A 15,707-nucleotide genomic window follows, 5' to 3' on the forward strand; every position below is an offset into this window, starting at 1 on the left:
ATCAAGATTAGTTTAACAATGCCAATACTTCGTCTTTTGAGGGCACCCGGCCTTTTATCGTGATCACATCGTCAATGACCAATGCCGGGGTGGTCATTACGTTGTATTTCATGATTTCCATGATATCCTCTACTTTTTCAATAGTGGCGTCTATGTTGTTTTCGGATACAACGTCTTTGACAACTCCTGTCAATGATTGACATTTGGGACAACCGGTTCCTAAAATTTTAATTGTTTTACTCATGACAACTTCTTTGTTTATCGCCAATAGACGATTTGATTATTAAAAAAATTATTTAAAAAAATCCTGAAACAAGGATTTTGCAATCTTCCAGTTTTCTTGGTTGATACAGTATTTTATTTTGGGCGGTTTCAATTCTCCTTGGATAAGTCCCGCATTTTTCAATTCTTTCAGATGTTGGGAAATGGTCGATTGCGCCAAGGGAAACACGTCCACCAAATCGCCTGTAAAACAGCAAGACTGACTTTCAAGATGCTTTAAAATGGCAATGCGTGTAGGATGCCCCAGTGCTTTGGCAAATTTCGCCAAGGTTTCGGTATCATCCTTGTATTCGATATGTTCTAAGCTTCTTTTCATTTTTCTAATCGTAAAATTACGATGGAAGATTGACCTATAATGTCACCAAAGTCACATAAAGCCAAATTTTTTAGGAAAGGGATAAGATGATGGTTGGAAACAGGCTTGGAATAGGTGCAAACAAAAAGCGGTCCGAGCCTGCGCTCGAACCGCTTTTATATACCGGTTACGATTTTTTGTAATTACGTGGCTCTTTTTTAAGTATGCGCTATTCCTATCTTTTTAAAGTAAAGTGACCGGACCATGTTTTTCCTGTATCTTGATCTACATATTTAAACCAATAGTCGCTGGGGGGCATTGGTCGACCATTATAGGTGCCGTCCCAAGTGGCATTGTTCTTGGGGTCCAATTGCACCAACAATTTTCCGTAGCGGTCGAACACATAAATATAGGTTCTGTTTCCCCTCGCAAGAATGGAAGTGTCCCAATAATCGTTGGTTCCGTCATTGTTGGGTGTGAAGAACTTTGGAAGCCCCAAAGATTCCGAATCGTCGCAGGCGGCAGTGTCAATGGTCACGGTAAAACTAGTTTCTCGGGCACATCCATTGGATTCCGCGCGAATATAGATCAATTGCGTTTCAACGATTTCATCTCCAGGATACAATTGCAGGCCTTCACCATTGCTCTCTGTAAAATAGCCTTCGCTTGTAGGTAGGATAGGTAGAATATAGCCCTTGCATTCGGTCACATCTTCCAGCAGGGTAACGTCGTTCACCCTATCGATGGTAACCGTAAAGCTACTTTCGTCAGTACAGGTATCCAATCCCGAACCGTTTTCTGCATATACGTACACGGTGGTCGTTTCCGATATGACATCCCCGGGATATAGTTGTGTTCCCGTTTTATTAGGTCCCGTATAATAAAAGTTGTTCGTGCTCAACGACGGCAATGTGAAATTATCGCACCGCTCTACATCCCCGAAGGTATCCGCTACTGGAGCTTCTTGGGCAAAAAGGGTAAAAACGGTCTCGTTGTAACAACCCGAGGAACTGGTCACCCTAACCGTAATATCCTGTTGGACGGTAGTGGTATTGGTATATGATGCCGTTAAGTTTAAGGGGTTTCCCATGTCGTCGAAATAGGACACGGTGACCCCGGTCTGTGAGCCGATCACTTGGGATTCCATCTGGGCCAGGTCCAAGGTAAAGGTTGCAATACCGTCCCCGTCCGTGTCACATGCATAAAAATCCTCAATGGGGTTGGCGGTTGGGCCTTCGTCACTTACGGTAAGCGTTATCGGGTTTCTTTCCAATACCAGATCGGTAACGATACCACTGGTTATCACACAGGTATAGACCCCGGAATCTGAAGGTTGGAGGTTGTCCAGTTCCAAATTGGCACTGTCGGAACCTGGGATGGCAACGCCGTCCTTAAACCATTCATAGGTATTGGCGGAACCGCTTACCGTAGTTTCGAGGGTAACTGTGTTTCCCGTACAGGTGGTAATGTTCTCTACCTCGTCGACCTTTGCCTGGGGGTTGTCCACAAAATATAAAATATTGGAGCTATAGCTATAGAACTGATCCTCGAAATCCCCAAATTGAAAACGATTATTTGCTATAGTAAAATTCCATAGTGTTGATATGCCACTAAAATCAGGTATGGCCCCCTCTAGTTCATTACCATTTAAAGCAAGCCATTCTAAATTATTGAAGTTTGTAAACTGTGGCGGAACCTGACCTGTTAAATTATTGCGGTCAAGTACAATTAATTTGGGGTCGGACCAATTTTCGTAACTAAGCGGTATAGGTCCTTCTATAAGGGTACTGCTGATATTAAAAGTATGAATATTTTCAAAATTACCTAAAGATGCAGGCAGCGTTCCCGTCAGTTCTTGACTGCCAATCCTAAAGTCCACCATGTTCACCAGATTTCCCAATTCTTCCGGTATATCTCCTGTTAGCTCATTATTCTCAAGCTCAAAGTGCGTCAAATTAATAAGATTGGCATATTCCGGGTAGATAAAACCCGTAAAATTGTTTGTGCCCAAATAGAGAATACGAAGATTTATTAAGTTGGTTATACCAATGGGAATCTCGCCCGTCAGCTCATTGAAACGTAATGAGAGAGTAGTCAAATTGTTCAATAAAAGCAATGAGGGCGGTATCTCGCCCGTTAATTGGTTCTGGCTTAGGTCAAGCATTGTAAGATTTGACAAATCTCCAATATTGTTAGGGATGCCTCCGGTAAAATTATTTCCTCGTAGGTCAAGCGATGTCAAATTCGTTAATGTGGTTATACTGGCGGGTATGGACCCTGACAGCTCTCCAAGCTCTACATTTAAATACTCTAGAAAAGGTAAATCTGCAATTTCTTCTGGTAATACTCCTACCAGGTTGTTCCTCCCGGCTATATCACCGGTAATGTTCATATTAATTCGTGTAACGTTATTTGGTGATAAGGTCAGCCCATACCAATCATTGTTTACTATTGTATTTTCTATGGGGACCACAAAATTCCAATCGTTTGTAGGGTCACCATCCGTTTCGCTGAACCAATCAGGTCCCCCGGTCGCATCATAAAAAGCCTTTAGAGCTTGTATTTCGGATACGGGAATTTGAGCCAATGAAACAAAATTGCCTAAAAAAAACAAGATTATGAATAATAGGGGGTTTTTCATGAACGAAAATTAACAAGAATTACAAAGTAATGTAAAATAGCTTGGAAATCATTTTAACCCGTATGAATTCGTTATAATGAAAAAAACGACGAAGAACATAAACCCTTCTTCTTCCTTTTCGGTATCCAGGTCTTCGATTTTGTGGATAGGGTTGCATACGCTATATGTTCCGCGTTTATTTTCATCTTTTAGTACTTGCTTTTTATAGAAAGTTGTACATAGGTTCAGCTTACGTTGTTTTTCTTCTTGTAAGATTACAATGGGCCTATGACCTATAATGTCACCAAAGTCACATAAAGCCAAATTTTTTAGGAAAGGGATAAGATGATGGTTGGAAACAGGCTTGGAATAGGTGCAAACAAAAAGCGGTCCGAGCCTGCGCTCGAACCGCTTTTATATATGGTTATGGAATCTTTATAGGGTTACTTGGTCCCTTTTTTTTAAACCACTCAGGATATTTCCCTTTCTTTTCCCTTATTCGGTATCCAAGTCTTCGATTTTTCTGAATAGAGCGATGATATCCTTTGCGTTTACGGCATCGGTAGCCTCTATGTCAATGCGGTATTGGTAGTTTTGTACTTGTCCGTCTTCGTACAACTTCACCAATTTTTGCTTGTTCTTGGTAAATAGTTCCACCCAAATGCGATTTCCGGAAACTTCTATGTTCATCTGGTTTCGGTTCAGGTCCCTGGTGCTGAATTCGTACACAAGCTCCCTTGTTTTTTTAGGCTCGTCAATCCCCTTTTTAAAGGTAATGCCACTCATTTCCCTATTGAACAATTTTACTTCTTGATGATACGAAATATCGTCCCTATCTACTTTGCCTATGGTATTGCCCAATGCTTCCAGGCCTTGGTAAAAAGGTATCCGGTCGATGTTCTGTTTTACCTGTAGCTTGTTCTCGTTCTTGTCCAAGATCGTTTGCAGGGCCTCTTTAGAGAACAGGGCATCGTCTATGGTGTTAAAGAATAGGCGCACGTATTTTCTAAAATTCAGGGCCCTTCCATTTTCTATATGTCGGATAAAGGGTTGCCCGTTTTTTACATGTAATTCTAGAATAAAACGGGTTTTGTCGTTGTCGAGAATTAGTTTTCTAGGGTCAATATCATTGATATCAAAAATATATTCATTGTTTATGGCCTCCTTTACACGGGTCTCGTTTCGTTCAAGAATGGCCCGGTTGTCTTCCAATACTAATTTTTGACGGGTGTTGCCCTCGGGCATCACCACGTTTCCAATTCTAGGGTTTATATAGTCCACCGCCTTTGGTATGGTGCCGATGTCGGGGCTATAGTGCCCAAAGTGTACTTCGGCCAAGGGAACCACTCCCTCTAGTACTTGGTGTATTTTTTTGGCGTGGGGCATGTTCTTGGCATAAATGACCAGCTTGTCCCTAAATCCGGTAGGGTTATCTCCTTCAAAATATTTGATGGCGTTTACGTTGTTTTTGGTCCAAATTTCCAAAAACAGTTCGCTACCCGACATTTCATATCGTAACGAAGAAGGGTTGAGGAGCGAAAGGTTAAAAACCGCGCTTTCTTCTCGGGTACCGCGCATACGTTCAAAACGCACATAGGCCGGCCGGTCTTTATCGGCCATGAGTTCTTGTCCTATTCTTTCCTTGGGCAGGGATACACTTTCGATGTTGTTTTCCAACCAATCCAAATGATCGGTGTAGGTGTGTAGGTTTAGGGCATTCTTATCGTATTCCTCGGCCACGGGAATAGCCTCTTCCAAAGCTTCCTTTAAACTGTGTCCATTGGCGGCATTACGGGCCAATAGGGTAAGGTCGCCCACATAATCTACTTTGTTGCCCCCGTCCAAGGAGCGTTGGATCAATTTTTGCCTTCCCTTGGTACGTATTTCCACCAAGATCCGGTCTTTATAGGTGTAGGAGTGGACACTGCGTTGGTCTATATCGGAAAGTCCAAAGGCGTACTCCCTTTTTTCGGCGCGCCCCTTATCGTCGGTCTCCGTAACCGAAAACTGTAAATAACTAGGGGAGATTACCTTCATGTCTTGTTCAAAGGTCAGTTTACTGGAGGCCACGGTAGCCGGGGTCGAAAGTTGTATTTCACGTACTTTGGACTTTAGGCTTTCCTGACCGCTTACAATGGCGGTGCAAAAAACTAGTATACCTAAGAAAATACGGTTTGTAACTACGGGGCTCCAGTTCATCTTTTTATCGTTTTACGGAAAATACAGGCTGTATTTTTTCTACGGATAAATGTATCGAATAGAACCTCGTGAGTAAATACCGGAAAACCAGTATAAAAGACTTTTTGGATTCGTAGCGGGTATTGAAATTTACGATTGTACAGATAGGTGTTTTACCCTTGGTTTCTAACGCCCATTTTTGATGCCATTACGCTTATGATCAAGAGCTGTATGGCGTGGAAGAGCATAAGGGGCAATAGAATAATACCGATCGTAGCCGCATTGCCAAAAATGATCTTAGCGAACACCGTACCGTGCACCAACGATTTTTTGGTTCCGCAAAACTGGGCGGTAATCTGGTCTTCGGTATTGAACTTCATTTTCTTGGCCAAGAAACCCGTTAAAAAATAGAGCAGCCAGAACAGGATTAAAACGGCCACAAAGAGGATGAGCATATCTACCACAGAGATAGTACTGAATATGTTCTCTTCAAAAGACCTTGCAAAACTTTTGTAGATGATCAATAGAATGATGGATTTGTCGAACAAGGTCAGTTGTTTGGAGTATTTCTGGGCATAATCTCCCAAAAATCGTTGAAGGACAACCCCAAACATGACCGGTAGAATGATCTGTACAATCAATTGAATGTAAATATCAGCAAAGTTAAAATCGGTTTGCGCGTTCTTAACAAAGAGCCCCATCCATAAAGGGGTAAGCACCACACCGATAATGCCCGAAATACTGGCATTGAAAATGGCGGCGGGTATATTGCCCTTGGCAATGGATACCATGACCACCGAAGAGGAAACGGTAGACGGTAGGGCCGCCAAGAAAAAAAAGGCCAGCCATATAATTTCCTGTTCTTCATTTTGCACGAGGGGGTGGAACAACAATACCAACAACGGAAAAATGAGAAAGGTGGAAGCCTGTACCAAAAGGTGCAACCGCCAATTTTTAATCCCGTCCCTTAATTTCGTCGGACTCAATTTAAGGCCGTAGAAGAAGAATATAAGCGAAATACCTATGCCACTTATACTATCTACGGGAAATTTGCTTTCCGGCAGTCCCCATTGGGGAAATAGGTAGGCCAGGCCAATGACCCCTATCACCGAGAGTACAAACCGATCTATCTTTAGTTTCATATTTTTTCAGCGCAAAGATAGTATATGACAAGGACGGCATTCGATTGTCGGACCATAATTTTATAGGGACGGTGCGAAAGTTTTTCCTACCTATTTAATGAAGTAGGTTGAGGGAGTCTACAGGTTGGGTCTTTATAGAATCTAGTTGTATATTTTGGATCTGCGACTGAAGCTTATTTATGTCGTCTATGGACATACCTTCTCGAATGGAATCCTTGAGCATTGACATTCGTTGGATATCTTCTTCGGATAAACTGCCTTCGGTATCTTCCAAAGCATCAAGATCGGGCGATTTTGTACCGAGTTTTACGTCAAAATCGTCACTGTTTCCCTTTATGACCACGGGAATGCCCAAAAGTCCGAACGGAGGTAGGCCTATCCGCATTTTAAGACTTAGCTCTCCGTCCAAGGTGGTTTGGCCTTCGGCCCTTAGTTTAAAAGGTGATACCTTAAACTTAAAACGTTCCATGTCCAAGACATTGTTGCTTAGGCTGGAGTTGATGGTAATTTCCGATACCTTGGGGTCGTTCAGGGCCTCAAATCCTGATTTTTCAGACACTTTGCCCATTAATTTATAGCCGTTAAATTGTACGCTGTGCACTTTTAGGGTTCCCTTGCCCGATAATTCCGGAAGTACCGGTAGCATTTGGTCGTCGAGGGTGCCGGCCAAATTATAATCTACCGACATTATACCGGATGCCTGTGCCGCCGCAGGCGCCAGTTCCTGAAAAAGGTCGATACTGTTGTATCCTTTTTCTATGTTCAGGTCTTGCGCCTTAATGTCCATGGTAAACAAGGCCTTTTTTGTGGATACCGGCTTGTAAACACCGGACAATGAAGCGGTACCGTCCACCATTTTTAGATGTCCGTTTTTTAGAAAAAGTCCCTCTTTGTTAAGTCCCAAATTTCCTAAAAGGTCCGTAATGTCCAATTTATCATAGGTAAGGGTATCTATATGTAATTTTAGTGCCAGATCTATATTTTCGGGCACCTGTATTACCCCGCTTACTACTTCTTCGGTGGTGCCGTTGCCCAAACTGTCCATCGGTTGTTGTATTTCTTGGGTAGGGAAAAATTCGGTAATGTCAATATTGGGCGAGCGTAAATTTACATCGCCACGCAAGGTACCTTCGGAAGAAAGGGCATAATCTAAATAGTCGGTAAAATAACCGTCCATATTTATCTGTGATGAACGGTGCTCAATGTCCAATTTGGAAAAAGCCATCTTATCGTTCAAGAACAAAAACTGCCCCTCTTTTACCCATACCTCGTACGGCAGCAGGTCGGTCTTTATCTTGATGTTCTTAATGCCCAAGGTACCGCTGTTCTTGTTTTCTCCCAGGGCATTGTCCAAACGTCCTTTTAGGTCGGCATCGGCATTGAGTTGCCCATCCTTGATCAAAAACGGGAGGTCTACTACTTGGTTAAGGGCGGTAAAGTCGATGCTTCCCTTGGCCTGTATATCGTATTGTGGATTATCAAAATTTTTAAAAGAGGCCTTGCTCGTGAACTGGTTGTCCAAAAAAGAGAAATTAAGGGCATTGATGGTCAGTGAAGAAGCCTCATAGGTCTGTCCCTCATTTTCCAGTACTGCGTTAAGCTCTATGTTTTTAATGGGTTCGGGGTGGCCGGAGGTCTGCAAATACCCATTGGTCAGCTTAAAAACACTTTTGGTTTTTGGCAGTTTGGATGTTTCCGGTCTGTAGATACCGTCAATATCCAGATCGGTCTCCAAAACGCCGTTAAACGCAAGGTCTGGCAGACTAAGGGTTTCGTTAAGAAGACTGAGGTTTATGTTCGATTTTATTTTTGACTTCACGTAAAGCGAATCCAAAAAGCCCTGAGCAAACAAGTGTCCTTGGGTAATTTCATTGTTATGGGTAAAGTTGAGGCTGTCTAAACGAAAGCTTATTTCATCACCATTTAGACTGCCCTTTAGTTGCATATAGAGGTCCTCTATAGGTTGACTGGCATTGATGTGCTTTATGGCTCCATCGCGGATATCGACCTCCAGGTCCGTTTGGTCTATTTTCTTGTCATCGGGCACTGTACCAGCGTAACCTGCCAAACGTAGGGTAGCATCCATATCGCCCTTGAGGCTCATTTCTTTGGACCATTCCACGTATTTTGGGGGTAGGGCACTGACCACATCTTCCAAGGTTCCGTTTTCGGTGTTAACGATCAGGTTATAGGCCACTCCCTCATCAAAAATATCAAGATTGCCGTGGAAGTTCACCTCTAGGTCGTTTAATGAAATGGTGTTCTTGTCCAGTTCTATGGATAAGTTTTCCGTGTCATAGATCGTAAAAGACCGGGCCTTTAGTTTTTTTCCGTTCAGGTAATCTACATTATCAAAAACAACATTTACATTATCGATATCCAATCGCGAACCCAATTCCAGTTTACCGTCCACCAATCCGCCGCGGCCATTGTAATCCAGGCCGTTGGAACTTACGGAAATGCCTATTTCTTCATCTTTATACAAGATGGTCGCGTTTTTTATTTTTAATCGCCTTAGATTTAAGTTTAACCCTTGGTCACTACTGTCTTTTTCAGAAGAAGTCACAGTGTCGGTAGCCTTGTATACATCATAGTTGTTTCGGCCCAACTTGTCTTTTATAAGCTTAATGTTGCCATCTGTCAAATAAGTTCCTTCGACCACCACTTTATCAGAAAAAATGAGTTTAAAAACATTGATGCCGAATCCCAATTCTTGGGCAGTGACCAATGTTTCCTTTTCAAAGGGTTCCGGACTGGCCAAGTTTACCTCTTCAAAAGAAAAAGTAAGAGAAGGGAAATGCCTAAAGAATGAAATGGAGGAATTCTCGAACTGCAGTTCTGTCTTTAAATTGGCGTTGATGCCCTTTTTGATTTCGTTGGAAATGGTATCGCTAAAAATGGAAGGGATACAGAACAAACAAACAAGTAAGATACCTATGACCAGCAAACTCCATTTGAGCAATTTGACCATTTTATTTTTAGGGGTATTTTCTTTTTTCATGAATACGATCGGTTCTTTACCAAGATTTGGGGTTGGCTAAATTAAAATGTTTTGCTTTCGTACCTCTTTGTGATAGAAAGATTTTTTAACATCAATGGATTTTTACTCTTAAAGTTGTATAAAAGTGCAACGGAAGCTCAGTCTTCATATAACGGGTAAAAAGTAATGGGGGATAAAGAATACTTGAAATATGAAAAACAGAACATTCCGTTAAGCACTTTGTTTGATCATTGTAGTTAGTGATAATACCGGTAGCGGTATTCATTTATCGCTACATAGATATTAAAAAATGTAATCTATATAAAACGAAATCAACCGTCATGGCAATTGTATCGACCAAGCCCCAAGTTTTATCTAACAAAATTTTTGGGATGCTGCAAAAAGTAGCGCGTCACCTATGAAAGGAAACCTTAAATAGAACAATGCGAAGGATGTTTTTTGCATATCCAAAGGTTTTTATAACGAGTGGCCCCAGTTAGGTAATATGCCTTTTTCCCGTATTCTATAAACCATTCGGTTTGGATTCTATTCTTGTTGGTACTACTAAGAAAAACTTAATAAAAACCATTTTTTCTTATGATAAAAGTCATAAGTAAGAAAAAAATTGGGTCATAGTTTTGCCCCATAACCTAACAAAAACCTGCAGTATGACAGCAAATAAAAACACGTACAGAACAACCTTTGGGTTACTGATTTTTTTATTGATAATATCGAATATAGCCTTGGCCCAAGAGTTCGATTTAAAGAACAACACCTCTTCGTTGACCGTTTTGGGAACCTCTAGCTTACACGATTGGGAAATAGATGCCGAAGAGCAAAACGGAAAGATCGTGTTCAGCGATTTAGAGGCGGCAGAAATTGGTCAACTCCAAGTAACGGTTGTGGCCGAAAGTTTAAAAAGTGGTAAATCCGGTATGGATAAAAACACTTATAAGGCCCTTAAAACAAGCAAGTACAAAGACATTTCCTTTGTTTTGGCAGAAGTTACCAAAACTAGCGATAAAGGTAACGGAAACTATGCTGTTAGCGTAATAGGCGACTTAACTATTGCCGGAGTAAAAAAGAGAATACCCTTGCAATTTTCGCTAAAGATAAGTGGTGATAAAATTACGCTTACCGGAGAAACATCGTTCAATATGACCGATTATAATATTGAGCCACCAAAGGCATTGTTGGGCACCATTACCACCGGTGACGAGGTGACCATAAAATTCAATACCATATTTCAATAACAAATAAAAACAACTATTAAAACAGTAGATTATGAGATCAATTTTTAAAAACGTCATATTGTTCGGAGCCCTTTTGGCGGGTGTTGGTTTATCGGCCCAAAACAGGCAACTGGACAATTATCGGCAACCGGATAAGAGAGGTGTAAACGTATTTGAGAGTCCAAAGGACACCATTACCACTTTTGATCATGTAAAAGTAAGGATCGGGGGGTCTTTTGCCTTGCAATATCAGTCTTTGGACAACGAAAATTCAGGTGTGGTGCCCTTGGCGGAAGTAGGAAGCAATTTTAACTTGGCGACTGCTAATTTGGATTTGGATGTAGCACTTTACGATGGGGTAAACATGCACTTGAGAACTTACTTGTCCTCTAGGCACCACAATGAGCCTTATGTAAAGGGAGGTTATTTTCAAATAGACAAGTTAGATTTTATCAGTGAAGGTTTCTTGGGCGATTTTATGAACCACGCCACCATTAAGATCGGGCATATGGAGAACAACTATGGTGATGCTCATTTTAGAAGAAGCGACAATGCGCAAGCTATTTATAATCCGTTCGTAGGTAACCTGATCATGGATTCTTTTACTACCGAGGTAGGGGCCGAACTCTATTACAGAACCAATAGTGGCTTCTTTGGTATGCTAGGGTTTACCAATGGTAAATTAAACCAAAGTGTCACCAAAAATAACGGGTCTACCGGAGGTGCCGCCCTCTTGGCAAAATTGGGGTACGACAAACAACTTTCAGACGACCTAAGATTTAGGTTAACGGGATCTTTGTACAACACTGGGTATGCACCCAATGTATATCTATACTCTGCCGATAGGGCCGGAGCTAGGTACTACGATGTTATGCAAGATGCTTCCGCTACCAGCGATAACTTTAGGGCGGGCCGTTTTGATCCAGGCTTTACCAATAAGATTACAGCGGTTATGATCAACCCGTTCGTAAAATATGGAGGACTTGAGTTTTTCGGAACCGTAGAACTTACTTCGGGAAGAAGCTTGGCCGAAACCGATAGAAGAAATGCAGAGCAATACGCCGGTGAAGTTATTTATAGGTTCGGTAAAGATGAAAACCTTTTTGTAGGTGGGCGTTACAATACCGTAAGTGCAGAGTTGGCCAGTGGCGATGATGTAAGTATAGATAGGTTTCAATTAGGAGGCGGTTGGTTTATGACCAAGAACGTGCTTGTAAAAGCGGAATATGTAAACCAACAATATAACGATTACCCTACCGGAGACCTCTTTGAAGACGGTCAGTTTGACGGGTTTATTCTAGAAGCAGTCATAAGCTTTTAATTATTAATAGGGTTAAAAGCAAGTCTCATTGTACCCGGTTCTTTTCCTCGTATTTTTGGATGTTACTTTGAGACTTGCTTTATTTATCATAACATTAAATCATTTGGTACTATGATATTAAAAAAAGTAACACTGTTTTTTTCTGTTATGGCCATCATGGCGTTTACAACGGGTGCAACCATTAGAAGCACCTATGTAGCCATTACTCCCGATAGTTCTCTGTACATCAAGGGAACTACCAATGTAAACACCTTTTCTTGTCTTTTTGATGTTGAAAATATAGATAACCCGGTGCGTGTGGACTATCATATGGAGGGAGATCGAATAAAGTTCGATGAAACCGTGCTGGTCTTGAGCGTGGATTGTTTTGATTGCGGCGGAAGAGGTATCAATAAGGACTTTCGAGAAATATTAAAATCAGAAGAAGAGCCCCATATACTTTTATCTTTAAAAGAGATCAGGCCTATTGCCGATCATGAGGCCTATGAGGCCCTGTTGGATATAGAGATAGCAGGTGAGACCAATATGTACAAAGTGCCCGTAAAGGTCGAAAAAGATAATAGCCTGTTAATACAAGGAGACCTCAACGTGCGTTTGCCCGATCATAATATAGAGGCTCCGAGCAAGCTGTTCGGCCTTATAAACATACACGAGAATGTTGAGATCGCCTTTAAATTGGGGATCCAGGAGATTAGAAATTAGCTGGCCTGTCCTTCGTATGGGTTATTGGTACATTTTGCTACCTGCATTATAACCGTAAAAGACCGTTTTCTACCTGTTATTATTTAAGTATGTTGCCATGAAACGGACAGTATTTCCAGTTTCCTTTCATTTCGGCATTGTCCACAGGGCATTTTTTGCTCGGCAAAAGGGCTACCAATGGCAAGGTGTAATTGAACTCCTTATCGGAATGTTTTACGGTAAAACTACCCTCTTTGTATTCGTCTATGGTATTGTTTCCGTTTTCGTCCTGTACCTTAAAAAGATAAAAATGCATACCATCGCCCATTTGGCCCAACATTTGGCGGAACATGGGTTTTATAGATTCCATGAGCGCTACGGCGTCGGGTGCGATCTGATCGTTCTCTAACGGCAGGTAGGTGTCGCCTTTGTCATCTACCAGCGAAAGTGATTCTCTTAAAACGGCCTCATCTGTAAAAGATGCCGTGCCGTTGTTATGGATCGCTACATCCAGACCACATACAAAGATGTAATCTTCGAAAGTAGCCACTAGTTGATCTACCGTTTCTGCGGGTATTTGTGGATTGTCTTGCAACGAAATTTTCCAATAACTTTTTGGGATCCAGAAGGCAAGGGTCATTTGGCTATTATCTTTTTCCCAGATTTGAATTTCCCTAATGTATTCGGTGAGGTTTACCTTTTGCGGTGCTTGCCCAAAAGAGGTGGCAGTAGATAGTACGGCCACCAAAAAGAATAGGTATTTCATAAAGTACGGTATGGTTTGTTAGTGTTTTTTTGCCAAGGTAAATAAAATTGAGAAAGTGCTTACGGAAAAATAGGTGCAAGGTTGGGTATTTGGTTTTGTATGGGGGATAGTTTAGGGGTTGTGGAGGGGTGATTTTTTATTATTCTTCTGTTTGATAGTTAGTTCCATTGTTCTTTATTTTAACGGTTTTCCCATTTTTTTCTACTTTAAAATACTCTAAGCAATATGGAATTTTATCTTTTAAAAAAGCTTTACGTTGGTCTGTTAAATAACTTGTATTATCAACAGCTTGTATTAAATTTTGCAATTCCAATATTTCATCGGCGAAGGGCCCAATTTTAAATGTTGGATTTAAATATTTTGCAAAATATTTTCCATTTTTCACTTTACAAGTAACATAGTTGTTAAATAACTTTGGTTTAATCCTATCATAGGACATTAGAATTTTGTCATTGTCAAATAATGAACCACGTTTTTGTGTAAGTATTCTATCATTTGTAAATTCTTCCCGACGGCCATAAATTAATACAAATCTAGGTTTAAATGTTAAAGATGTTAAATCTTGAGGGATTGAAAAGTCTCGATAAAAACTTAAAATATTTTCAGGCCTTTTTAATATTGTTTGCCATTCTTCTAATTGGTTTCTTGCTTGTGAAAAATGACTTGTTGGATTACCATCTTTTTTAAAATATTTCTTGGAAGGAGCTTCAATTTCTATAATTATTGGAGAAAAATAAACGCTATCGTTTGCTAACCACATAAAATCAGGAACTCTTTTAATTAAACCAGTTATTTGAGGTTGTGTAATTAGACAATTTAAGTGAGGGTTGTGACCAGATTGTCCCAATATGGAAAATTCATCTCTTGCTCCTGGCATAAAGCAGGGGTTTCGTTCGAAGAATTTTTGAAAGGTAGTTTCGTCATGAGAAGAATTGTGTAAAAGATACTGAAATTCTTTTTCTGCTTTAGAAATATATTCTTCATTCGAAAGAGTTTTAGGTGCGTTTTTCGTGAATTCGTAGGTCATTTTTTGAGTGTTAAAAACTATAATTGTTATCTCATTAACACCTATATTTATACTAGGTATCAAGCTCTAATATGCGTTGCGGGGAAAGCGGACCAAGGTCCGTATTTGCAATTTAAAAATTCTTACGATTTTTTCTTACAGAAAAGCGTAACTGGTAGAAAAACAAAAAGTTATTGGAAGAAGGGGTGTGGTTTTTGTGCCCGCCAAGGCCAGCTGCCGTACACCAAATTTGTATGTTATCTTTTTGGTGTAGGGTTTTCTTTGACCATTTCTGGTTGTTTGGCCACGTTAAAGTCAAAAATATCGTTTCTGGCATAATGGCCTATGACGTCAAAATCTAATTTGCTTAGGCCGATCTCTTCTAAATTCAACTCGGCCACCAAGGCACCGGCTTCACCAAACAAGGGGCCTGCGATTATCTTGCCCATGGGCGAAACGATCACGCTGCCACCGGGGCACATGTTTTCTGGTTGGTCCGCTACCAAAGAACGGTATTTTTCGGGGTACATAGATTTTGTAAAAAACTGGTTGCAGCCCAGTACAAAACAGCGGCCCTCTAGGGCAATGTGCTGCATGGTGGCGGTCCATTCCTTTCTAGAATCGGCCGTGGGTGCAATGTAGATCTCCACACCTTTTTTATACATGGCCATTCTTGCCAAGGGCATTAAATTTTCCCAACAAATAAGTCCGCCCAATTTGCCTATTTCGGTATGGAAGGTGACCAAAGATTCACCGTCGGCCTCGCCCCAAACGATCCTTTCGGTGCCCGTAGGTTTTATTTTTCTGTGTACGCCCAGCAAACCGTTGGAAGGTGAAATGTACAGCATAGAGCAGTATAGGCTTCCGTTTACCTGTTGTTTTTCGGTGACGCCGATAACCAAATATACCTGTTCTGACCTCGAGAGCTTTTCCAACTTTTTTATATCGTCACTTTCTATGTCTATGCTGTTTTTGTAAAACTCCGAATACAGTTTTCTGCCTTCGTCGGTTCTACTGCCTATAGTGGCGCCAAACGAAAATCCTCTGGGATAGCCCGGTATAAAAGACTCCGGAAAAACTATGAGTTCGCAACCTTGTTGTGCGTACTTTTTGGTCAGTTGTTCTACTTTATCCAATGTTTTGTCCTTATCAAAAAAAACGGGACTGTCTTGGATCAGGCATGTTTTTATTTTCATCTGTTTCG

Annotated in this window: 12 protein-coding genes; 3 read left to right on the plus strand and 9 right to left on the minus strand. The window is 41.1% G+C overall.

Translation table 11 applies throughout. The features are described 5' to 3' along the window. Positions 1-7: 7 nt before the first annotated feature. From AB657_RS15590 to AB657_RS15620, 6 genes are all read right to left on the minus strand, one after another. Positions 8-244: a thioredoxin family protein gene (locus AB657_RS15590; protein WP_013995769.1), complete on the minus strand. Its 237-nt coding sequence runs from the start codon at positions 242-244 to the stop codon at positions 8-10. 48 nt (positions 245-292) lie between these two features. Next, positions 293-598 carry an ArsR/SmtB family transcription factor gene (locus tag AB657_RS15595; RefSeq protein ID WP_047247350.1) on the minus strand — a complete coding sequence of 102 codons (306 nt, stop codon included), beginning with the start codon at positions 596-598 and terminating at the stop codon, positions 293-295. A 214-nt stretch (positions 599-812) separates the two neighbouring features. Continuing rightward, positions 813-3,218, minus strand: coding sequence for a T9SS type B sorting domain-containing protein (locus tag AB657_RS17745; RefSeq protein ID WP_052958721.1), 2,406 nt, complete (start codon positions 3,216-3,218; stop codon positions 813-815). Between the two features lie 474 nt (positions 3,219-3,692). Then, positions 3,693-5,396: a hypothetical protein gene (locus AB657_RS15610; RefSeq protein ID WP_047247352.1), complete on the minus strand. Its 1,704-nt coding sequence runs from the start codon at positions 5,394-5,396 to the stop codon at positions 3,693-3,695. 152 nt (positions 5,397-5,548) lie between these two features. Continuing rightward, a complete protein-coding gene (locus AB657_RS15615) occupies positions 5,549-6,517 on the minus strand; it encodes a bile acid:sodium symporter family protein (RefSeq protein ID WP_047247353.1) in 969 nt (322 codons plus the stop codon). Between the two features lie 94 nt (positions 6,518-6,611). Then, entirely contained in the window at positions 6,612-9,518 is a 2,907-nt protein-coding gene (locus AB657_RS15620) for an AsmA family protein (RefSeq protein ID WP_047247354.1), read from the minus strand. A 647-nt stretch (positions 9,519-10,165) separates the two neighbouring features. Here AB657_RS15620 and AB657_RS15625 point away from each other — a divergent pair. The 3 genes from AB657_RS15625 (at position 10,166) to AB657_RS15635 (ending at position 12,752) form a co-directional block, all read left to right on the plus strand. Then, positions 10,166-10,750 carry a YceI family protein gene (locus AB657_RS15625; protein ID WP_047247355.1) on the plus strand — a complete coding sequence of 195 codons (585 nt, stop codon included), beginning with the start codon at positions 10,166-10,168 and terminating at the stop codon, positions 10,748-10,750. A 31-nt stretch (positions 10,751-10,781) separates the two neighbouring features. Beyond that, positions 10,782-12,050 carry a hypothetical protein gene (locus AB657_RS15630; RefSeq protein ID WP_047247356.1) on the plus strand — a complete coding sequence of 423 codons (1,269 nt, stop codon included), beginning with the start codon at positions 10,782-10,784 and terminating at the stop codon, positions 12,048-12,050. A gap of 111 nt (positions 12,051-12,161) precedes the next feature. Further along, on the plus strand, positions 12,162-12,752 hold the full coding sequence (locus AB657_RS15635) for a hypothetical protein (RefSeq protein ID WP_047247357.1): 591 nt from the start codon (positions 12,162-12,164) through the stop codon (positions 12,750-12,752). 79 nt (positions 12,753-12,831) lie between these two features. On the opposite strand, the gene AB657_RS15640 is transcribed toward AB657_RS15635, so the two are convergent. From AB657_RS15640 to AB657_RS15650, 3 genes are all read right to left on the minus strand, one after another. Next, entirely contained in the window at positions 12,832-13,497 is a 666-nt protein-coding gene (locus AB657_RS15640; protein WP_047247358.1) for a hypothetical protein, read from the minus strand. A 139-nt stretch (positions 13,498-13,636) separates the two neighbouring features. Beyond that, positions 13,637-14,524 carry a Shedu anti-phage system protein SduA domain-containing protein gene (locus tag AB657_RS15645; RefSeq protein WP_047247359.1) on the minus strand — a complete coding sequence of 296 codons (888 nt, stop codon included), beginning with the start codon at positions 14,522-14,524 and terminating at the stop codon, positions 13,637-13,639. 236 nt (positions 14,525-14,760) lie between these two features. Then, positions 14,761-15,699 carry a carbon-nitrogen hydrolase family protein gene (locus tag AB657_RS15650; RefSeq protein ID WP_047247360.1) on the minus strand — a complete coding sequence of 313 codons (939 nt, stop codon included), beginning with the start codon at positions 15,697-15,699 and terminating at the stop codon, positions 14,761-14,763. Between the last annotated feature and the right edge of the window lie 8 nt (positions 15,700-15,707).

The sequence above is a fragment of the Maribacter thermophilus genome, from assembly GCF_001020565.1.
In the GTDB taxonomy this organism is placed as follows: domain Bacteria; phylum Bacteroidota; class Bacteroidia; order Flavobacteriales; family Flavobacteriaceae; genus Maribacter; species Maribacter thermophilus.